The following is a 19,014-nucleotide window of genomic DNA, read 5'->3' on the forward strand; positions in this document are numbered from 1 at the left end:
ATCCAAATCGACAAGGTGAACCGATGGTATATGCGTTGCGCCCGGAATTAAAGTCCCGTTAACGAAAAAGAAGGAAGTCGTGAAAACGTGCTGTTTCAGGCATTCCTGAACGAAAAACGCCACCGATTGTGTGATCGGTGGCGCTATTGGAATTCCGTTTTACGTCAGTGGCTTACAGGTCTTGCTCATACCTGACATAAGGAATTGTCCCGTCGCTGTTGCTCTCGTTACTGGGAGCAAACGGGTTCTTGCCGCGGGAGATGACGTTTTCGGCGCCGACGGTCAACTGGCCGCTCCACGGGGTGCGCCAGGTCAGGCCCAGACCCAGACCTTCCCATTTTTCCGGCTGGCCGGGGACATCGACGACACGGCCGATCACGTTCGCGCTGAAGGCGCCGTAGCCACCACCGACGCTCAAGGTCTTGCTGTCCCACTGGTCGGCAATCGCCGGGGAGACGTCGGCCAACGGGACCAGGCGCGCGCGGGCGTAGGTGCCGCCGATCGAAACAAAGCCTTCGCGGCCGATGTTCTTCTGGCCAAAGACGGTCAGATCGTTTTGCTCGACGCGGGTCAGTGGTGCCTTGCCGGCGCCGATCAGCCAGGCGGGCAGGGTGTCGCGACCGGTACCGGCCGTCACGCCAACGCGGCCACCGGCACGGCTGAAGCCCAAGGTGCCGGAGACGCGACGCGATGCTGCAGCGCTGTCGTCTTCGTCATCGCCAATACCGGCAAGCAGGCAGTGGCTGGCCAGCCCGCTGATGTTGGTGCCGCGGCTGCTGTTGCAGAGCAGGCCCAGCGAGTCGCCGGAGGTCAAGCCGAATGCTGCGTCCAGCGAGTTACGCCCGAAATGCCAGCGTGCGCCGGCCTTCTGCTCACCGGTGGGCTCCAGGTACAGGAAGGCTTCCACCTTGCCGCTGCCCTTGTTCCACACCGGCAACACGGTGCCTTCGCGCACCTGCTGCGGTGCCGACTGCGCATGCACACCGGTGGCTGCCGCAAGGGCAATCATCAAAGCTAGCGGACGGCGCAGGAGGTGTCGCATACCAGAGGTCAGACCCAGGAGCAGTTGTTAAGTTCCCGAGAGCGGGCAAGGAGGATGCTAGGGTGTTTATGATTATTTAACAAGTAGTCACGTTCCCCAGAACGCATCCGCAATGCTATCTATTGCAACCTTTCCGGCGCCTGCTGCGAGGGCTGGGCCGTACTGAAAAGTACGGCTAACTCGGTCAACGGAAAGTGATACTGGCGGCCACAGAACTCGCACCGCACTTCTACCTCGCCAGTCTCTTCGGCGGCTGCGCGCGCTTCTTCTTCACCCAGCGATTCCAGCATCGAGGCGACCCGCTCGCGCGAACAGGAGCAACCAAAGTTCAGCGCTTTGCCGCCCAGCAGTTGCGGGTCCTCTTCGTGGAACAGGCGATGCAACAGGTCTTCGCCGGCCACCAACAACAACTCGGGAGCACCGAGGGTGTCGAACAGGGCGCCGATGCGGGTCCAGCCGTCGGTGTCGCCTTCGTCGCCAGGCAGTTTCTGCAGCAGCAGGCCGGCAGCCTGATCCGGGCCGGCGGCCAGCAACAGGCGGGTCGGCAGTTGCTCGGACTGCTGGAAATAGGTTTCGAAGGCTTCGGCCAGATCCGGGGCCTGCATGCCGACCAGGCTCTGGTAGCGCTGCGGTTCGCGCGGGTCCAGGCCGGGATTTTCGATGGTGATTGCCAACAGCGCGGCGTCTCCCAGCTCGCGCAGGTCGGCGGGCGCGTCAGCACCCTCGGCCAGTTGCACGATGCCGCGCAGGGTGCCAGCGGCGGTGCATTCGGCAAACAGGGTGCGTAAGGTGTCATTGCCGCGCAGTTGCACCGACAGCCGGCCGTCGACCTTGGTGTGGCCGGTGAACAAGGCGGACGCCACTGCGGCTTCGCCCAGCAGCTGGCGCGCTGCGGGCGGGTAATCGGCCGCCCCCTGGATGTCTTGCCAGGCCTTGGTCAGGCGCACATGGACGCCGCGCACGCCGGCGGCGGGCAGCAGGAAACGGAAAAGCTGATCGTGATCGGTCATGGAGACATCGGACGTAAGGGACGCTGGTTGCCGGATAATGCGGCAGGCATCGGGATAGAAGGGCGAAGCACACTAATGGGGACGGATGTATTGGATGGCAAGCAGGTGACATCACCGCAGCGCCGGCGCTGGCTGCGCTGGATACTGGCGGCGCCGCTGCTGTTCGTCGCAGCGAGCGTGCTGCAGGTGCTGGTGCTGCGGGTGGTCGACCCGCCTACCAGCAGCATGATGATCGGGCGCTACCTGGAGGCCTGGAGCGAAGGAGACGGGAGCTTTTCGCTACACCAGCAGTGGCGCGACTACGACAAGATCGCCGCGAGCCTGCCGATTTCGGTGGTGGCTGCGGAGGATCAGCAGTTTCCGATGCATCACGGTTTCGACCTGCAGGCGATCGAAAAGGCGCGCGACCATAATGCCCGCGGTGGGCGCGTGCGCGGCGCCAGCACGATCAGTCAGCAGGTCGCCAAGAATGTCTTTCTATGGCAAGGCCGTAGCTGGGTGCGCAAAGGTCTGGAGGCCTGGTACACGGTGTTGATCGAATTGCTCTGGCCCAAGCAACGCATCCTTGAGGTGTATCTCAACGTGGCCGAATTCGGCGACGGGGTGTATGGCGCGCAGGCGGCTGCGCGGCAGTTCTGGGGCAAGGATGCAGCGGATTTGTCGCCGGCCGAATCGGCGCGCCTGGCGGCGGTGTTGCCATCGCCCCGGCGCTACGACGCGCGCCGCCCGGGTGCTTTCGTGCAGCGGCGTACCGCATGGATCCAGCGACAGGCGCGCCAGTTGGGCGGCCCTGCGTATCTGCAGGCGCCATGAGCGTGAGCGCCATCGATACCGATACCGCCCCACTGCCGGTTGCCGCCGAGCGCCTGACGGTGGTCATCGCGGCCTTTAACGAAGAAACCAGCATTCCCCTGCTGCATCCGCGCTTGTGTGCGGTGCTGGCGGGATTGCGCGGATTGCAGACCCACGTGTTGTATGTCGACGACGGCAGCATCGATGGCACCTGGGACGTGCTGCAGGCGCTCGCCGACGCTGACCCGCAGGTGAGCGCGGTTCGGCTGTCGCGTAATTTCGGCAAGGAAGTGGCGATTTCCGCCGGTCTGGATCATGTGTTGCCGGGAGCCGTGGTGTTGCTGGATGCCGATGGCCAGGACCCGCCGGAGCTGATTCCTGAGTTCGTTGCGCTGTGGCGTGGGGGCTACGACAACATCTTTGGCACGCGGGTATTTCGCGAGGGCGAGAGCTGGCTCAAGCGCAGTGCCGCGCACGCGTTTTACCGGGTGATCCGGCGCTTGTCGCGCACGCCGATTCCTGCCGATACCGGCGATTTCCGTTTGCTGTCGCCACGTGTGGTGCAGGCCTTGCAGCAGCTGCGCGAGCGCCACCGTTTCATGAAAGGGCTGTTCGGCTGGGTCGGGTTTCGGCAGGCGGCGCTGCCGTATCGGCGTGCGCCGCGTCTGTCGGGGCGCAGCAAGTTCACGGTGTGGCGGCTGTGGAATTTCGCGCTCGATGGCATCACCAGTTTTTCGACGGTGCCGCTGCGTGCGGCCACCTATCTGGGCCTGCTGACCGCGTTACTGGCGTTCCTGTTCGGCAGCTGGGTGGTGATCAAGGCCGCGCTGATGGGCGACCCGGTGGCGGGTTGGCCGACCATGATGTCGGTGATCCTGTTTCTGGGTGGCATCCAGCTGATCGCCTTGGGCCTGATCGGCGAATACCTGGGCCGGTTGTACGACGAGGCCAAGCAGCGCCCGCTATATCTGGTCGATACCCACCGCGGCGCGGTGGGAGTAGGCTGCGACCACTAGACCAAGCGCGGAGCGGGCCATGCAGACCGTACGACAGCTGTTGGGGACCAAGCAGGTTGAGGTATTTGCGGTTGCGGCCGATGCCGCGGTGATCGAGGCGGTTCGCCTGATGGCCGAGAAGGCCATTGGCGCGGTGCTGGTGATGGACGGGCCGCGCCTGGTCGGCATCGTCTCCGAGCGCGATTACGCGCGCAAGGTGGTGCTGCGCGATCGCGCGTCATCGACCACCAGCGTTGCCGAAATCATGAGCAGCGAGGTGGTGACGGTATCGCCATCGGACACGGTTGAGCGCTGCATGCAGTTGATGACCGACGGGCGCTTCCGGCATCTGCCGGTGGTCGAAAACGGCCGCGTGCAGGGCGTGATCTCGATCGGCGATCTGGTCAAGGCGGTGATCGAGACCCAGCAGCGCGATATCGATCAATTGCAGCGTTATATCGCCAGCTAGGGCCGTGCCGGCTAAGTTTCCTGCGTCTTGTCTTGGGCCACGCTGTTGCTCGACATAGCGTGAGGAGTGTGGCGAGCAGATTGATCAGTTTTAAAGTGTTTGATCTGCGGCCTGGTCGCAAGGGTCAGTTGAGATGGTCGGTATGCATAGCTTTCAACAAGACAGTCAGCAAACTCTCTGGTTCGGTGTTCTCGACGCTCTGAGTTTGCTGCAAGGACCCGTCGAGATGGCCGGTGTGCACGGTGCAAGCAGCGCATGCCGTGCGGTCTTCAGAGGACTGCGGTCTGATCAGCTCCCTCCGATGCGGGCCATTACTGCAGGTTTCGGGACCACTGCACCAGTCAGAGAAAGTGCATGCGGTCATAACCTCGCCACCATCGCTACAGCGTTGGACAGGTCTGCTGGTCGCCCAGAGTCGTGGAGGGCACTTACTTTGCGAATTTGCCGCCGCAATCGCTGTCCTTGCCGGGGCCCGGTTCGAAAGTTGCTAGCAGGGCGGCCGGTGGAGCGATCATGCCCAGGCCGACCGCAAGCGCGCCGCGCAGACCCAATGCCTTGAAGTCGGGACGGAAGGTCGGGTCCTTGAAGCTACCACCGATCCGCAGTGGCGAGCGCAGGCTCAGGATGCTGCGATCCTTCGGGCGCGGACGCAGCAGCAGATCGAGCGTTTCATTTTTGAGGCTGATGGTGCCTTCACCGACGATGATGGTGTCGGTGCTGTCGAACGCCAGCGCGCGCGACTGCATCAGGCCGTCCTGCACGCCGAAGTCGCCGAAGATGCAGCGCACCGGAATCTGACGGTCCTCGGTGACCAGATACTTGAGCGACTCGGCGATATCCAGCCCGGCCAGTTCCATGATCAGGTTGCCGACATGGCCGCGGCCCATGCCGACGCCGATCGTGCCGTCAGCGGTGCCGAGCATCGCACCGATCGAGTTGCCGCGGCCACGCAGATCGAATTCGCCACCGATGGCACCCGAGGCCTGCCTGGCAAGCGCGGTATCGGGGAAGAGCTGATCCAGCCGAATGCCGCGAAGGCCCGCCTTGAGTTGTGTGGTGATCACCTCGTTGCGCGCATCCATGCGGATGGTAGAGCGGATATCGCCACCGGCAACGCCGAAGTTCAGCGGGTCCAGCTGCAGCAGGCCTTCCTTCAATGTCAGCGAGGCATCCATGTCGTCCAGCGGCCACGACGGCGCATTGATGCGCTGTGCGCGCCAGCGTACCTGCGCGTCCATCGCGCGTAGCTTCGACAAGTCGTAAGGGGTGCCGGGCAGCACGCGCGCGCTGGCTGCGAGCTGTGCCGCCTGTTTTTTCTGTTCGGCATTTGCCGACTCGTTCGCGCCGGTCTTCGGTGGTGCGCCGACGAACCCTGCCAGGTCGTCGAAGTCCAGGCGTTTGGACGCGAGATCGGCACGCAGGAACGGACGCTTGTTGCGCAGGTCCACTTCTGCAGTGCCCGACAGATCGCTGTCGCCGGCGGTGCCGGTGAACTTTTCGTAGCGCCAGAGCTGGCCGTTGCGGCGCAGATGACCGTCTAGCTTGTACGGCGGCGTCGACGGCATGGCCACGCCGGTCAGCGGATACAGATCCTGCATGTCCTGGCCGCTGAGCGCCATTTGCAGATCGAAGACCTGGAACTGGAACGGGTTGGTCAAGGTGCCGCGCACGTGCGTCCGGGTGGCGCCGGCGCTGCCGCGCAGATCGATACGGAACGGGTGCTCGCTCTGGCTCAGCTCCAGCGGTGACGCGGTATTGCCCTTGAGCGTGAACCGGTAGCCCTTCCAGCGGCCCTTGCCGTCGATGCCGATCGGCGCTGCACGTTGGTCGCTGCTCGGTGGTGCAAGGCTGTTGATCGCCACATCCACGTCCGAGCGATTGGCTGCATCGATGTACTGCAGGCGCCCGTTGTTCACCAGCAGGCGGCCAAGGCGCGGCATCGTGCCATCGCCATCGTCCTGATCGAATACCCAGTTGCCGGGATGGGTGTCGTCGCCGGCTTCCAGCAAGACGGTTGGGTGATCCAGACGGATTTCCGGCAGACGCACTTTGCCGCGCAAGAGCGGCCATAACTCGACATCGATTTCGGCCGAATTGAGCTCGGCCATCGGCCCGCGCTTGGACCACGCTGCGTTGGCCAGACGCAGCCGATTGCCGCGCACGGTGGTCGTGCGGCCCAGCTTGACATCCAGATAGCCGAGATGGAATTCGCGACCGGTCTTGGCGCTGACCACGCGCTCGACCGGACCGCGCAGCCAGTTCCACTGGAACAGCAGCACGAAGATCACCACGGCGGCGGCGGCGGCGGCGATGGCAAGCGCGACCAGCCAGCGTCGACGACGTGGCGCGCGGGAAGGTGGTGCAGCTGAGGTGTCGGTCACATTGTTCACGCGAGCCATGGTTGGCGATGCCTCGTGCACGGCGCGCGAACGCGGCAAAGGTCACAGATCACACTACCTGTGCGATCACTGCAACGAAGTGGCAAGCGCTACCGGCAAGCACGAACAGATGCCAGATCGCGTGGAAGTAGCGCTGGGTGTCGCGTTGATAGAAATACGTGCCCAAGGTGTAGAAGAGCCCGCCGGCCAGCAGCCAGCACAGCGACCAGGTGTCGACCGAGCGCAGCAACGGCTGGATCGCCACGATGATCAGCCAGCCCATCGCCAGATACAGGATGGTCGATAGCAAGCGAAAGCGGCCGGTGAAAAACAGTTTGAAGATCACCCCGGCGGCGGCGATCGTCCAGATGGCGGCGAACAATCCCCAGCCCCAGGGGCCGCGCAGATTGATCAGCGTAAACGGTGTGTAGGTGCCGGCGATCAACAAATAGATCGCGCAATGATCGAGCACCTGCAGGCGCGCCTTGGCGCCCGGGTGCGGGATGGCGTGGAAGAGCGTGGAGGCGACGTAGAGCAGGATCAGCGTGGCGCTGAACACGATGGAGGTGGCCAATTGCCAGCCATCGCCATAGACGGCGGCCAGCGTGATCAGCACCGAACCGCCGGCCAATGCAGCAATCGCACCCAGGCCGTGGGTCACGGCACTGGCGATTTCGTCGCGCAGGTCAGTCGAGGGGGAGGCGTCTGCGTTCATGCCAAAAAGGTACCGCAACTGCGCGCAATTCGCATCGCCAGCAGTGGCGTTCCCTTGTCGCGATTGAAGGCGGCCAGCAAAACCTTGCAGGTGGTCATCAGGTAAAGGTGGATGGCGCGGCGGCGCGGCGCAGCTGTCATGGCGAACACCGGCCGCGCGCAGCAGGCGGTTGCGCGCAGGTGCTGCAAGCTGGCCTCAATCGATCGCCTTGGCATGCGCATGTTCGCGGGTAGCGGAAAAGCGCACGTCCGGCGCGCGCTCCTGCGCCAGTTGCAGGTTGACGCGCGTCGGTGCGAGATAGACCAGTTGGCCGGCCGCATCGATGCCCAGATTGCCGGCGTTTTTCTCGCGAAATTCCTCCAGCTTCTTGGGGTTGTCGCAATGCACCCAGCGCGCGGTGGTGACGCTGACCGGCTCGAAGATCGCATCCACCCCGTATTCGTCCTTGAGCCGGTAGGCGACCACGTCGAACTGCAGCACGCCGACCGCACCCAGGATCAGGTCGTTGCTCATCAACGGGCGGAAAAACTGCGTGGCGCCTTCTTCGGACAGCTGCGCCAGGCCTTTCTGCAGCTGCTTGAGCTTGAGCGGGTCGCGCAGGCGCGCGCGGCGGAACAATTCCGGCGCGAAGTTCGGGATGCCGGTGAACGACAGCGATTCGCCTTCGGTGAAGGTGTCGCCGATGGAAATGGTGCCGTGGTTGTGGATGCCGATGACATCGCCCGGCCAGGCCTCGGCGGCAATTTCGCGATCGGAGGCCATGAAGGTCAGCGCGTTGGCGAGTTTGACGTCCTTGCCGCTGCGCACATGCAGCGTCTTCATGCCGGCGGTGAATTTGCCCGAGCACACGCGCATGAATGCCACGCGGTCGCGATGCTGCGGGTCCATGTTGGCCTGGATCTTGAACACGAAGCCGCTGAGTTTGGGCTCGGTGGCCTCGACGCGGCGGCCGGTGGTGTCGCGCGCCTGCGGCGGCGGTGCGTGTTCGATGAAGAAGTCCAGCAGCGGCTGCACACCGAAGTTGTTGACGCCCGAACCGAAGAACACCGGGGTCTGTTGGCCGGCGCGATACGCCTCCAGATCGAACGCATTGCTGGCGCCTTGCACCAGTTCCAGTTCCCCGCGCAGCTCGGCCAGCATCTGCTCGCCGATCTTGGCGGCCAGGCCCGGTGCATCCAGCGACGGGAAGATGGTGGAGTCCTGGCGGGTGAAATTGCGCCCCTGTTCGTACAGATGCACTTCGCCGGTGATCAGATGCACCACGCCCTTGAGGCGCTGGCCCATGCCAATTGGCCAGGTCACCGGCGCGCACTGGATGCCGAGCACGGTTTCCACTTCGTCCAGCAGATCGATCGGGTTCTTGCCCTCGCGATCGAGCTTGTTGATGAAGGTCATGATGGGGGTGTCGCGCAGGCGGCAGACTTCCATCAGCTTGATGGTGCGTTCTTCCACGCCCTTGGCCACGTCGATGACCATCAGTGCCGAGTCCACCGCGGTGAGCACGCGGTAGGTGTCCTCGCCGAAGTCGGCGTGGCCGGGGGTGTCGAGCAGGTTGACGATCTTGCCCTCGTACGGGAACTGCATCACCGACGAGGTGACCGAGATGCCGCGCTCCTTTTCCAGCGCCATCCAGTCCGAAGTGGCGTGGCGCGCGGCCTTGCGGCCCTTCACCGAGCCGGCCATCTGGATCGCGCCGCCGAACAACAGCAGCTTTTCGGTCAACGTGGTCTTGCCGGCGTCGGGGTGGGAAATGATGGCGAAGGTGCGGCGGCGCGCGGCTTCGTTGGAGACTTCGGACATGGGCTGGGCGCGCCCTGTCGGACGCCTGCGGGAACTGAGGAAGCCGGGGATTATAGCGGCTTCGCTGCGGCACGCTTTTGGGGAATTGGGCAGGCTCCGGCGAGCGGGTTGACCGGGCAGGTGGCTAGCGTCAGGGGGCCGGCGAGGGGAACTGCAGCTCGCCCTGCGGGCCGAGCATGCGGAACGGCAGCGAGACCAGCTGCAGATCGGCATTGCGCTGGATCGCGAAATGCAGATGCGGTGCAGTGCTGAAGCCGGTATTGCCGGAGGCGCCCAGCCGCTCGCCGCTGCGCACCGCCTGGCCTGGCCGGACGGCGACGCCGTCGGGCGCCAGGTGGGCGTAGAGGGCCATGCTGCCATCGGCATGCAGGACGCGCACCAGGTTGCCGCCGCCGGCTGCGGGGTCGTTCGGGCTGTTGTCGAGGACACCGCGCTGCACCTGCATGACCACGCCGTCGCGTGCCGCCAGGACCGGCGTGCCCTGCGGCAGGGCGAAGTCCACCGCATACCAGTTGGGCGGATCGGCATGGCTGAAGTGCCCGCCGAAGCCTTGCGCCACCTGCACCGGCACGCCGTGGAACGGCAACTGATAGCGCACGGGCTGCGGCGTGGCCCGTGGGTCGCCCGGAACCACGTCGAGCGTGAGCCCGAGCCCGCCAAGGATGCGCTGGTTGCTGGCCGGATACAGCCGGGTCAGCAAGCGGCGCTCATGTGCGTCCAGCTGCAGTGTCAGCGGCAATTGCGGCACGGCGCGGTAATCCTCGCTGGGCGGCGCGCTCACGCGCAGTTGCGCCGGCCCGGCCAGCGGATTGGTGACCCAGGCAAGATACACCGGTGCCTGCCATTCCAGTTGCAGCGCAGCGCCGGGACCGGCGGCTGCCGGCGCGGGTTGCGCGGCCGGTGCCTGGGGCGAGGGGGGTGCGGTAGCGCCAGGCCAGTGCCAACGCTGCTGCGCATGTGCCGCAGATGCGCTGGCCAGCAATGAAGCCAATGCTGTGACGAGGGCGATGCGGGGCACGGGGTGGGGCACGCCATCGACTCGAGCAAAAGGGGCGCAAGTATGCGGCCCATCCCAGGCTGGAGTGGTATCGGATGAAAATATATCTTTCCATCCGCATGAAGAGATTGACATCGCAAAAAGCCGGTGGCATCTTAGCCTCACCATCGAGACCGGCGGAGGGACAGGCCCTTTGATGCCGGGGCAGCCAGCGGAGCGCGCAAGCGTCCGCGTTTGGTGCCAAATCCTGCGGGGACCACGCGTCCGCCGAAAGATGGTTCGAATCGTGCCTTGTGCACGTCGAACGCGAGCTCCGCGAAGCTCGATGGCCGATCCACCCTGGATACCGCCATGAGCCTCGTGAATACAGCATCGCCGTCTACCAACGATTCCGTTTACATCCCCGCCAGCAACGACGATGGCCTTACTGCCGTGCGCGGCGAACTCGCCATTGCCCTGCCGATGCGCCATGCCGGCATGCGCGAGCTGCGGCTGCGCTATGAACTGATCGGCGCGGCCAATGCGCCGGTGGTGTTCGTGGCCGGCGGTATCTCCGCGCACCGCCATCTCGCTGCCAGTGCGCTGTTTCCCGAGAAGGGCTGGGTGGATGGGCTGGTCGGCGGCGGACGCGCGCTGGACCCGGCATCGCGCCGGTTGCTGGCATTCGATTTTCTTGGTGCCGACGGCACGCTGGATGCGCCGATCGAAACTGCCGACCAGGCCGATGCCATCGCCGCGTTGCTGGACGCACTGGGCATCGTGCGGTTGCACGGCTTTGTCGGCTATTCCTACGGTGCGCTGGTTGGCCTGCAGTTCGCCATTCGCCATGCGGCCCGCGTCGGCACCCTGATTGCGGTGAGCGGGGCGCATCGCGCGCACCCGTATGCCGCGGCCTGGCGTGCATTGCAACGCCGCGCGGTGGCGCTAGGCCAGCTGCAATGCGCGGAAAACCACGGGCTGGCGCTGGCACGTCAATTCGCCATGCTCAGCTACCGCACGCCGGAAGAATTCAGCGAACGCTTCGATGCGCCGCCGGAAGTGATCAATGGCCGCGTGCGTGTGGCGGCGGAAGACTATCTGGACGCTGCCGGTGCGCAGTACGTGGCGCGCACGCCGGTGAACGCTTACTTGCGCCTGTCCGAATCCATCGACCTGCACCGCATCGACCCGGCGCAGGTGCGCGTGCCCACCGTCGTGGTGGCGGTGGAGGGCGACCGCCTGGTGCCGCTGGCCGACCTGGTCAGCCTGGTCGAAGGCTTGGGGCCGCGCGGCAGCCTGCGCGTGTTGCGCTCGCCGTATGGCCACGACGCCTTCCTGAAAGAAATCGATCGCATCGACGCGATCCTCACTACTGCCCTTCGCAGCACCGGAGAAACCGCATGAGCTTTCGTGACCCCTCCGACGCCCCCTGTACCGCTGCCACTGCCGCCGTGCGCGCCGGTATCGATCGCGATACTGCCTACGGTGCGGTGACCCCGCCGATCGTGTTGTCGTCGAATTTTTCCTTCGATGGGTTCGGCAACAAGCGCCAGTACGACTACACCCGCAGCGGCAATCCGACCCGCGATCTGCTCGGCGAAGCGCTGGCCGAACTGGAAGGCGGCGCGGGCGGGGTGATCACCTCCACCGGCATGGGCGCGATCAATCTGGTGCTCAACGCGCTGCTGCAGCCCGGCGACACGCTGGTGGTACCGCACGATGCTTACGGCGGCAGCTGGCGCTTGTTCAATGCGTTGGCCAAGAAAGGCCACTTCGCGCTGATCACCGCCGACCTCACCGACCCGCGTTCGCTGGCCGATGCGTTGGCGCAGTCGCCCAAGCTGGTACTGATCGAAACCCCCTCCAACCCGCTGCTGCGCATCACCGATCTGCGCTTCGTCATCGAAGCTGCCAGGAAGGTGGGCGCGTTGACCGTGGTGGACAACACCTTCCTGTCGCCGGCACTGCAGAAGCCGCTGGAATTCGGCGCCGACCTGGTGCTGCATTCCACCACCAAGTACATCAACGGCCACAGCGATGTGGTGGGCGGTGCGGTGGTGGCGCGCGATGCCGAGCTGCATCAGCAACTGGTGTGGTGGGCCAATGCGCTGGGCCTGACCGGCTCGCCGTTCGATGCCTTCCTCACCCTGCGCGGTCTGCGCACGCTGGATGCGCGGCTGCGCGTGCACCAGGAAAATGCCGATGCGATCGCCGCGTTGCTGGACGGGCATGGGGCGGTGAATCAGGTGTATTTCCCCGGTCTGGCGGCGCATCCGGGCCATGCGCTGGCCGCGCGTCAGCAGAAGGGTTTTGGCGCGATGATGAGTTTCGAGCTGGAAGGCGGCGAAGCGGCGGTGCGCGCGTTTGTCGATGGCTTGCGCTATTTCACCCTGGCCGAATCCTTGGGCGGGGTGGAAAGCCTGATCGCGCATCCGGCCTCGATGACGCATGCGGCGATGACCGCCGAAGCGCGCGCGGCGGCCGGCATTTCCGATGGGCTGCTGCGGCTGTCGATCGGGATCGAATCGGCCGAAGATCTATTGATCGATCTGCGCGCCGGTCTGGCCCGCGCGCAAGCCACCCTGACCACTGCCAACCGCAAACAGGTGGACGCGTGAGCACTGTGCTGCCTGTTTCGCGCCGCGCTCCGGCCGCTGCGGTGACGCCGACGCCGCGTCTGGCCTTGCTGGGGACCGGCACCGTGGGGCGCGCCTTCGTGACGCGTTATACCGCGCTGCAGGCGCGTCAACTGCGTTTGCCGCGTTTTGATTGGTTGGCCAATTCGCGCACTGCACAGGATTGCGGCGTGAGTGCCGAGCAGGCGCTGCAACACGCCAATGCCGCGCCGCGCGGGCAGGCGGTCGTGCAGCCGTGGGCAGAAACCACCGCGCTGCGTGCCGGCGATGTGCTGGTTGATGCGACTGCCAGCGATGTGGTGGCCGATTGGCATGTGGAATGGCTGCTGCGTGGTGTGCACGTGGTCACCGCCAACAAGTTGGGCCAGGGCACGGCGCTGTCGCGTGCGCAGGCCTTGCACGCGGCGCGCCATGCAAGTGGTGCGCACTACGGAGATAGTGCGACCGTGGGCGCCGGGCTGCCGGTGTTGAGCAGCGTGCGCGCGCTGGTGGCCGGGGGCGACCATATCCATTCGATCGAGGGCGTGTTGTCTGGCTCGTTGGCGTGGCTGTTTCATCGTTACGACGGCAGCGCTGCGTTTTCCGAGTGTGTACGCGAAGCGATGGCCTGCGGGTATACCGAGCCGGATCCGCGTATCGATCTCTCTGGCGAGGATGTGCGGCGCAAATTGCTGATCCTGGCGCGCGCTGCGGGGTGGCAGCTGGAGGCCGAGCAGGTGCATGTGGAATCGCTGGTGCCGGCAGCCATTGCGCGCGTGCCGCTGGCTGATGTGAACGCGCAGTTGGGCGCACTGGATGCGGTGGTGGGCGCGCGCTGGCAGCAGGCGCGCGCCGCAGGGCGTTGCCTGCGCTTCGTGGGTCGCGTGGATGCACATGGGGCGAGCGTGGGCTTGCGCGAGTTGGCGCTGGAACATCCGTTGGCTGGCGGCGCCGGTACCGACAACCGGGTGGCGATCAGCAGCGACCGGTACCGAGAGCAGCCGTTGTTGATCCAGGGCCCGGGCGCGGGTGCAGAAGTGACTGCCGCGGCGCTGCTGGATGATGTGTTGCGGATCGTGGCTGGGTGATGGGCTCGACGTGGAACTGGACAACAGCCCGGAAGCAACGTTGATGTGGCATCGCGGGATGACCTGCGTCGTCCTCCCGCGATGCCTTGCGGCAATTACTTCGCGATCGCCTTCAACAGGGCCGCATTGAAACGCGTTGGGTCCTGCACCTGCGGCGAATGTCCAAGGTCGGCGAATTCGACCAGCGTTGCCTGCGGAATCGCCGCAGCTGCGCGCTTGCCCAGCTTGGTGTAATCGCCGACGCGTGCCTTGACCTGCGGCGGGGCGGTGTCCTTGCCGATCGCGGTGCGGTCCTTGAGGCCGATGAACAGCGTGGTCGGCACCGTGAGCTTGGGCAGTTCGTACACCACCGGTTGATTGAACACCATGTCGTAGGTCAGGGCCTGATTCCAGGCCACGGCCTGCTTGCCGTTGCCCAGCGACATGCCCGCCTGCATGCGCGCCCAGCGTTCGAATTCCGGCTTCCATTGGCCGGCGTAGTACACGTCCATCTGATACTTCTTGATCCGCTCGAAGCTGTTTTTCAGCTCGTTGTCGTACCAGGCGTCGACGCTGCGCCACGGGATGCCTTCGGCCTTCCAGTCTTCCAGGCCGATCGGGTCGACCAGGGCAAGGTGCTCGGTGGCCTGCGGATACATCAACGCATAGCGGATCGCGAGCATGCCGCCCATCGAATGGCCGACCACGACCGCGCGCTCGATGCCGAGTTTTTTCAGCAGCGCATGCGTGTTGTCGGCCAATTGCGCGAAGGAGAACTGATAGGCCGCCGGTTTGCTGGATTTGCAAAAGCCCACCTGGTCCGGCGCGATCACGCGGTAGCCGGCCTTGCTCAATGCCGCGATGGTGGTTTCCCATGTCGCTGCGCAAAAGTTCTTGCCATGCAGCAGCACGGCGGTGCGCCCGTTCGCCTTGCCGCTTGGAGCGACATCCAGATACGCCATTTCCAGCGGTTGCTGTTGCGAAGTGAAGGCGTCGATCTTGACCGGGTAGGGGTAGTCGAAGCCTTCCAGACGTGGGCCATAGCTGCTTTCTTGCGCCATCAATGGGGCGCAAGCCATGGCAAGGGCGAGGGTGCAAGCGAGCTGTCGCATCGCGATCTCCAATCGGAATCCAGCTCGCAACGTACACGGGTGGATGTCTTGGGAAGTACAGCCTTGGGTGAAGGCGCGCGAGCGGACGCGGTAGATGATGGGCTGCGTGGGTCGAGTGCGCGGGCGCGCGATCAGGCGTTAACGGCCAGGCTCCACGCGCCTTGGCGCGCTTATGCAAGGTGTTCGCAGTCTGGTGCGGTGCGCCTGTGTACTGTTCGCGCGTTGCGCACGTTTTGGTGCGCTGCTCAGTTGCCTGGCGACGCTGCTCGTCTAGCGCAGCTAACAAAACTCCTACGCAGCCGTCAGGCGGGCGCGGCCGGTGCCTGGAATCGGCATGTGCCGTTCGTACACTCCGGTTCCTCCGCGCCGTGCGTGCCCACCTGACGACTGCTCGCTACGTTTTTAGCCGCTCAGCACTCGATGACGTTCACCGCCAGACCACCGCGGCTGGTTTCCTTGTACTTGTCCTGCATGTCGCGGCCGGTGTCGCGCATGGTCTTGATGACCTTGTCCAGCGAGACCTTGTGCTTGCCGTCGCCGCGCATGGCCATGCGGCTGGCGTTGATCGCTTTCACCGCGCCCATTGCATTACGTTCGATGCACGGGATCTGCACCAGCCCGCCAATCGGGTCGCAGGTCAGGCCCAGGTTGTGTTCCATGCCGATTTCGGCCGCGTTTTCGATCTGCCCCGGGTTGCCGCCGAGTGCGGCAACCAGGCCGCCTGCGGCCATCGAACAGGCCACGCCCACTTCGCCCTGGCAACCGACTTCGGCACCGGAAATGGAGGCGTTTTCCTTGTAGAGGATGCCGATGGCGGCGGCGGTGAGCAGGAAGTCGAAGATGCGCTGCTCGGATGCCCCGGCGCAGAAGCGGTCGAAGTAATGCAGTACCCCCGGGATGATGCCGGCGGCACCGTTGGTGGGCGCGGTGACCACGCGGCCGCCGGCTGCATTTTCTTCGTTGACTGCCAGTGCGTACAGGTTGACCCAATCCAGCGTGGTCAGCGGGTCGCGCATCGCCGCTTCCGGCTTGGATGAGAGTTCGCGGTACAGCGCCGGTGCGCGTCGCGAGACGTTCAGGCCACCGGGCAGCGTGCCTTCCTGGCGGATGCCGCGCTCCACGCAGGACTGCATCGCATTCCACAGCTCGCGCAGGCCCGCACGAATCTCGTCTTCGCTGCGCCAGCTTTTTTCGTTTTCGAACATCAGCGCGGCGATGCTCAGACCGCTGCGTGCGCACTGCGCCAGCAATTCGTCGCCACTGAGAAACGGGTAGGGCAGCGGCGTCTCGTCGGCCACGATGCGGTCGTCGGCAGCGTCGTCCTGGTTGACCACGAAGCCGCCGCCGACCGAGTAATAGTCGCGTGTGGCGATCACGCCTTCCTCCGCGTCGTATGCGGTGAAGCGCATGCCATTGGTGTGGTAAGGCAGCTTCTGGCGCTTGTTCATCGGCAGGTCGCGCTTTTCGTCGAAACCGATGGTGTGCTGGCCCATCAAACTGATGCGCTTGCTGGTGCGGATGCGTTCCAGCGTGGCGGGGATGATGTCCGGGTCGATCAGGTTCGGGCGATGGCCTTCCAGCCCCAGCAGCACCGCCTTGTCGGTGCCGTGGCCGCGGCCGGTGAGGGCAAGCGAGCCGAACACCTCGGCGCGGATGCGCACCACATCCTGCAGGCGCCCGGCATCGAGCAGCCAGCGATGCACGAAGCGCTCGGCGGCGCGCATCGGCCCCACGGTGTGGGAAGAACTCGGACCGATGCCGATCTTGAACAGGTCGAACGTGCTGACAGCCATGCGTGCCGGAGAGGTAAGCGTAAAGGCGGCTATTCTAGTCGTTCGGCGATTGCGGCACGGCTGCAGCGCAGCATGAGAGCTGAGCGGATGTCCCTGACCTTGTACCAGCGCGACGATTGCCACCTGTGCGACCAGGCCGTGGAAGTGCTGGCGCAGGTACGTGCCGGCGAGTTCAGCAGCGTGTTTATCGACAACGACACAGCGCTCGAGTCCGCTTATGGCGAGCGTGTGCCGGTGTTGCGCGATGCCCGTGGACGCGAGCTGGATTGGCCGTTCGATGGCACCGGTCTGCGTGCGTGGCTGGATGCCGGTACGCGTTGATGTGGCGCGTACGGACCTGGTTTGCGTCTGGCGTTCCTGGCGTCGCTGTTCAACGGCACCACTGGTCCTCGCAGGGCACGCCATCGTTGTCGCCGTCCATTGCGGTGTTTGGGCAATGCTGCAGTACGTAAGTCGCTTCGGCGCAGGAACTCATCTGCGTGCAACGCGTGCGCCCGCCGCAACTGTAGTGCGCGGGTGCAGATGCAGGAGCGGCTGCTACGGGCCGCACCGGGACCGACGTTTGCTCTAGTGACGCCGCCGGCTTGAACGCAGCGATCAAGTGATCGCGCTGCTGATAGGCAAACGCGCCGCCAACGAGTACGAGCATCATCCGCAAGACGTTGCCAAGGCCGATCTTTCCCTTTGCCGGCACCGTGCGCGTCGTGCGTCGCACGGGGGCGTTATGCTTGGGCACAGGGGTACCGGCACGTATGACGCGCACCGCGCGCAGGCGACCATCCGGGCCAGGCTCGGTTTCGAACGAGATCACCTCGCCGATGCGCGGGGACTCGAAGCCGTGCGGAAACGCGGAAATATGCACGAACACGTCATCGCCGGGCTGCGCTGGAGTGATGAAGCCGAAACCGCGGTCGCTATTCCAGCGGGTCAACGTTCCGTGTGTACGCATTGTTGGTGTCCTTGAAGTGGCCACCGAGTCTAGCTGTCGCGCGGTGTCATGTGACAGGCGCGCATAAAAAAGCGGCGGACCCGACGAGGATGTCCGCCGCCCAGTGGCTGCGTCCGGTTGCGGCCTGTGGCGTTACTTCGCCTTCAACACGACCTTGGTGCTGATCGCAGTTTCGTTGGGAATGGTCTTGGTGTCGGCCCAGTCGCCGCCGCCCACGCCGAAATCCAGCCGCTTGACCACGGCCTTGCCGGCCAGCACCGGCTGTGCGCCCGGGGTCCAGGTGAAGGTCAGCGTGACCGGCTTGCTGACGCCACGCAGTTCCAGGGTGCCGTCGGCGGCGTACTGGTTACCGCCCAGGGCGCGGAACCTGTCGGCGCGGTAGCGCGCGGTGGCGAACTTGGCGACGTTGAAGAAGTCCGGGCCCTGCAGGGTGGAATCGCGGTCGTTGTTGCCGCTGATCGCACTGGCCAGCGGAATGCGCACGTCGAGCTTGGCGCCTGCAAGGTTGGCCGGATCGAAACTCAGCGTGGTGTCGAAGCCGGGGAACTTGCCGGTGAACACTTCGCCGTCGTACTTGCTGGCGAACACCAACGACGAGCCCGGCGCCTGCACGTACTCGACGGCGGACACCGGCGCAGCGGCGAAGGTGGCAACCAGCGAGGCGGCGACCAGCAACGGAGAGGCAAACAACTTGGACGACATGGGAATTCCTCAGGATTTGGGGGAGAGCCAACCGCGCGGCAACATCCGCGCCAAGGTGGCGTCACGCTGGAACAGATGGTGGTACAGCGCAGCGCCGGCGTGCGCCAGCACCACAGCAATCAACAGCCAGAAACCCCATTCGTGGATAACGTGCGCGGTGGCGCGCAGTTGTTCGTCCGGCGGGCTGAGCTTGGGCACATTGAACAGGCCGAACCAGCGGAACGGGCGCAGGCCGCTGGTGGAGTCGTACAACCAGCCCGACAGCGGCATGGCGAAGATCATGGCGTACAGCAGCCAATGGGTGAGCCCGGCGATGCGCTCCTGCCAGCGCGGCGTGCCGGCGACCGGCGGCGGTGCGCCGGCGTAGATGCGCCAGCCCAGCCGCATGATCACCAAAGCCAGCACCGTCAGCCCGACCGACTTGTGCGCGGTGTAGATCCAGAAATATTTCGGCGTCTTGGGCAGCTCGCCCATGGTCAGGCCGACGATGCCCAGCACCAGAATCAACAGCGCGATCAACCAATGCAGGGTCTGGCTCACACCGCCCCAGCGTTCGACGTTCTTCGGGCTCATGTTTCAGCGTCCGGGCGGGTGGGGGC

At 65.0% G+C, this 19,014-nt stretch carries 19 protein-coding genes, 1 other RNA gene and 1 riboswitch; of the genes, 8 read left to right on the forward strand and 12 right to left on the reverse strand.

What is annotated here, in order from left to right; genetic code table 11:
* Nucleotides 1-172 precede the first annotated feature (172 nt).
* Entirely contained in the window at nucleotides 173-1,009 is an 837-nt protein-coding gene (locus tag A7D16_RS14695; RefSeq protein ID WP_064633951.1) for an XOO1806 family protein, read from the reverse strand.
* Nucleotides 1,010-1,161: 152 nt separating this feature from the next.
* On the reverse strand, nucleotides 1,162-2,052 hold the full coding sequence (gene hslO / locus A7D16_RS14700) for an Hsp33 family molecular chaperone HslO (RefSeq protein ID WP_064633954.1): 891 nt from the start codon (nucleotides 2,050-2,052) through the stop codon (nucleotides 1,162-1,164).
* 75 nt (nucleotides 2,053-2,127) lie between these two features.
* Here hslO and mtgA point away from each other — a divergent pair, with 75 nt between their 5' ends.
* The 3 genes from mtgA to A7D16_RS14715 are packed head-to-tail and all read left to right on the forward strand — an operon-like array spanning nucleotide 2,128 to nucleotide 4,308.
* The gene (gene mtgA / locus A7D16_RS14705; protein WP_064633956.1) at nucleotides 2,128-2,865 is read left to right on the forward strand and encodes a monofunctional biosynthetic peptidoglycan transglycosylase; all 738 of its coding nucleotides are present in this window, start codon (nucleotides 2,128-2,130) and stop codon (nucleotides 2,863-2,865) included.
* Entirely contained in the window at nucleotides 2,862-3,860 is a 999-nt protein-coding gene (locus tag A7D16_RS14710; protein WP_064633958.1) for a glycosyltransferase family 2 protein, read from the forward strand. Before mtgA ends, A7D16_RS14710 begins: the two co-directional genes overlap by 4 nt.
* A 19-nt stretch (nucleotides 3,861-3,879) precedes the next feature.
* Nucleotides 3,880-4,308 carry a CBS domain-containing protein gene (locus A7D16_RS14715; protein WP_064633960.1) on the forward strand — a complete coding sequence of 143 codons (429 nt, stop codon included), beginning with the start codon at nucleotides 3,880-3,882 and terminating at the stop codon, nucleotides 4,306-4,308.
* A 428-nt stretch (nucleotides 4,309-4,736) separates the two neighbouring features.
* Here the strand turns inward: A7D16_RS14715 and A7D16_RS14720 are convergent, their stop codons facing one another.
* The 5 genes from A7D16_RS14720 to A7D16_RS14740 form a co-directional block, all read right to left on the reverse strand.
* Nucleotides 4,737-6,707, reverse strand: coding sequence for an AsmA family protein (locus A7D16_RS14720; protein ID WP_064633993.1), 1,971 nt, complete (start codon nucleotides 6,705-6,707; stop codon nucleotides 4,737-4,739).
* A 49-nt stretch (nucleotides 6,708-6,756) separates the two neighbouring features.
* Entirely contained in the window at nucleotides 6,757-7,401 is a 645-nt protein-coding gene (gene trhA, locus A7D16_RS14725; RefSeq protein ID WP_064633963.1) for a PAQR family membrane homeostasis protein TrhA, read from the reverse strand.
* Entirely contained in the window at nucleotides 7,398-7,589 is a 192-nt protein-coding gene (locus tag A7D16_RS14730; RefSeq protein ID WP_064633965.1) for a hypothetical protein, read from the reverse strand. The genes trhA and A7D16_RS14730 overlap by 4 nt, the downstream gene beginning before the upstream one ends.
* A gap of 7 nt (nucleotides 7,590-7,596) precedes the next feature.
* Nucleotides 7,597-9,201: a peptide chain release factor 3 gene (locus A7D16_RS14735; protein ID WP_064633968.1), complete on the reverse strand. Its 1,605-nt coding sequence runs from the start codon at nucleotides 9,199-9,201 to the stop codon at nucleotides 7,597-7,599.
* Between the two features lie 130 nt (nucleotides 9,202-9,331).
* A complete protein-coding gene (locus tag A7D16_RS14740) occupies nucleotides 9,332-10,231 on the reverse strand; it encodes a M23 family metallopeptidase (RefSeq protein WP_064633970.1) in 900 nt (299 codons plus the stop codon).
* Nucleotides 10,232-10,359: 128 nt separating this feature from the next.
* Nucleotides 10,360-10,479, forward strand: a riboswitch (SAM riboswitch).
* Nucleotides 10,480-10,549: 70 nt separating this feature from the next.
* On the opposite strand from A7D16_RS14740, the gene metX reads away from it, so the two are divergent.
* From metX to A7D16_RS14755, 3 genes are read left to right on the forward strand one after another with little or no spacing between them, the layout of a single operon-like run.
* Nucleotides 10,550-11,581, forward strand: a complete 1,032-nt coding sequence (gene metX / locus A7D16_RS14745) for a homoserine O-succinyltransferase MetX (RefSeq protein ID WP_064633972.1) — start codon at nucleotides 10,550-10,552, stop codon at nucleotides 11,579-11,581.
* Complete coding sequence (locus tag A7D16_RS14750; RefSeq protein ID WP_064633974.1) at nucleotides 11,578-12,795, forward strand: O-succinylhomoserine (thiol)-lyase; 1,218 nt, start codon at nucleotides 11,578-11,580, stop codon at nucleotides 12,793-12,795. The genes metX and A7D16_RS14750 overlap by 4 nt, the downstream gene beginning before the upstream one ends.
* Nucleotides 12,792-13,880, forward strand: a complete 1,089-nt coding sequence (locus tag A7D16_RS14755; protein ID WP_064633977.1) for a homoserine dehydrogenase family protein — start codon at nucleotides 12,792-12,794, stop codon at nucleotides 13,878-13,880. Before A7D16_RS14750 ends, A7D16_RS14755 begins: the two co-directional genes overlap by 4 nt.
* A 95-nt stretch (nucleotides 13,881-13,975) precedes the next feature.
* Here the strand turns inward: A7D16_RS14755 and A7D16_RS14760 are convergent, their stop codons facing one another.
* Nucleotides 13,976-14,971: an alpha/beta fold hydrolase gene (locus A7D16_RS14760; RefSeq protein WP_064633995.1), complete on the reverse strand. Its 996-nt coding sequence runs from the start codon at nucleotides 14,969-14,971 to the stop codon at nucleotides 13,976-13,978.
* Nucleotides 14,972-15,305: 334 nt separating this feature from the next.
* Here A7D16_RS14760 and A7D16_RS14765 point away from each other — a divergent pair.
* Nucleotides 15,306-15,379, forward strand: a non-coding RNA gene (locus A7D16_RS14765) — sX9 sRNA.
* Nucleotides 15,380-15,381: 2 nt separating this feature from the next.
* Here A7D16_RS14765 and A7D16_RS14770 read toward each other — a convergent pair.
* Nucleotides 15,382-16,764, reverse strand: coding sequence for an L-serine ammonia-lyase (locus A7D16_RS14770; protein WP_064633979.1), 1,383 nt, complete (start codon nucleotides 16,762-16,764; stop codon nucleotides 15,382-15,384).
* 87 nt (nucleotides 16,765-16,851) lie between these two features.
* Here A7D16_RS14770 and A7D16_RS14775 point away from each other — a divergent pair, with 87 nt between their 5' ends.
* Nucleotides 16,852-17,085 carry a glutaredoxin family protein gene (locus tag A7D16_RS14775; RefSeq protein ID WP_064633981.1) on the forward strand — a complete coding sequence of 78 codons (234 nt, stop codon included), beginning with the start codon at nucleotides 16,852-16,854 and terminating at the stop codon, nucleotides 17,083-17,085.
* Between the two features lie 49 nt (nucleotides 17,086-17,134).
* Here A7D16_RS14775 and A7D16_RS14780 read toward each other — a convergent pair whose 3' ends face one another.
* The 3 genes from A7D16_RS14780 to A7D16_RS14790 form a co-directional block, all read right to left on the reverse strand.
* Nucleotides 17,135-17,695: an excalibur calcium-binding domain-containing protein gene (locus A7D16_RS14780; RefSeq protein WP_239687014.1), complete on the reverse strand. Its 561-nt coding sequence runs from the start codon at nucleotides 17,693-17,695 to the stop codon at nucleotides 17,135-17,137.
* A 150-nt stretch (nucleotides 17,696-17,845) separates the two neighbouring features.
* Entirely contained in the window at nucleotides 17,846-18,415 is a 570-nt protein-coding gene (locus A7D16_RS14785; protein ID WP_064633986.1) for a YceI family protein, read from the reverse strand.
* A gap of 9 nt (nucleotides 18,416-18,424) precedes the next feature.
* Nucleotides 18,425-18,988 (reverse strand): cytochrome b, encoded by a 564-nt coding sequence (locus tag A7D16_RS14790; RefSeq protein WP_064633988.1) that lies wholly within the window; start codon nucleotides 18,986-18,988, stop codon nucleotides 18,425-18,427.
* Nucleotides 18,989-19,014 lie beyond the last annotated feature (26 nt).

This window comes from Xanthomonas nasturtii (assembly GCF_001660815.1).
Lineage (GTDB): Bacteria > Pseudomonadota > Gammaproteobacteria > Xanthomonadales > Xanthomonadaceae > Xanthomonas > Xanthomonas nasturtii.

Excerpts from the sequence above, each read along its gene's own strand:
- A7D16_RS14695 (WP_064633951.1), bottom strand. The coding sequence starts at position 1,009 with ATGATTGCCCTTGCGGCAGCCACCGGTGTGCATGCGCAGTCGGCACCG.
- hslO (WP_064633954.1), bottom strand. The coding sequence starts at position 2,052 with ATGACCGATCACGATCAGCTTTTCCGTTTCCTGCTGCCCGCCGCCGGC.
- mtgA (WP_064633956.1), top strand. The coding sequence starts at position 2,128 with ATGGGGACGGATGTATTGGATGGCAAGCAGGTGACATCACCGCAGCGC.
- A7D16_RS14710 (WP_064633958.1), top strand. The coding sequence starts at position 2,862 with ATGAGCGTGAGCGCCATCGATACCGATACCGCCCCACTGCCGGTTGCC.
- A7D16_RS14715 (WP_064633960.1), top strand. The coding sequence starts at position 3,880 with ATGCAGACCGTACGACAGCTGTTGGGGACCAAGCAGGTTGAGGTATTT.
- A7D16_RS14720 (WP_064633993.1), bottom strand. The coding sequence starts at position 6,707 with ATGGCTCGCGTGAACAATGTGACCGACACCTCAGCTGCACCACCTTCC.
- trhA (WP_064633963.1), bottom strand. The coding sequence starts at position 7,401 with ATGAACGCAGACGCCTCCCCCTCGACTGACCTGCGCGACGAAATCGCC.
- A7D16_RS14735 (WP_064633968.1), bottom strand. The coding sequence starts at position 9,201 with ATGTCCGAAGTCTCCAACGAAGCCGCGCGCCGCCGCACCTTCGCCATC.
- metX (WP_064633972.1), top strand. The coding sequence starts at position 10,550 with ATGAGCCTCGTGAATACAGCATCGCCGTCTACCAACGATTCCGTTTAC.
- A7D16_RS14750 (WP_064633974.1), top strand. The coding sequence starts at position 11,578 with ATGAGCTTTCGTGACCCCTCCGACGCCCCCTGTACCGCTGCCACTGCC.
- A7D16_RS14760 (WP_064633995.1), bottom strand. The coding sequence starts at position 14,971 with ATGCGACAGCTCGCTTGCACCCTCGCCCTTGCCATGGCTTGCGCCCCA.
- A7D16_RS14770 (WP_064633979.1), bottom strand. The coding sequence starts at position 16,764 with ATGGCTGTCAGCACGTTCGACCTGTTCAAGATCGGCATCGGTCCGAGT.
- A7D16_RS14775 (WP_064633981.1), top strand. The coding sequence starts at position 16,852 with ATGTCCCTGACCTTGTACCAGCGCGACGATTGCCACCTGTGCGACCAG.
- A7D16_RS14785 (WP_064633986.1), bottom strand. The coding sequence starts at position 18,415 with ATGTCGTCCAAGTTGTTTGCCTCTCCGTTGCTGGTCGCCGCCTCGCTG.
- A7D16_RS14790 (WP_064633988.1), bottom strand. The coding sequence starts at position 18,988 with ATGAGCCCGAAGAACGTCGAACGCTGGGGCGGTGTGAGCCAGACCCTG.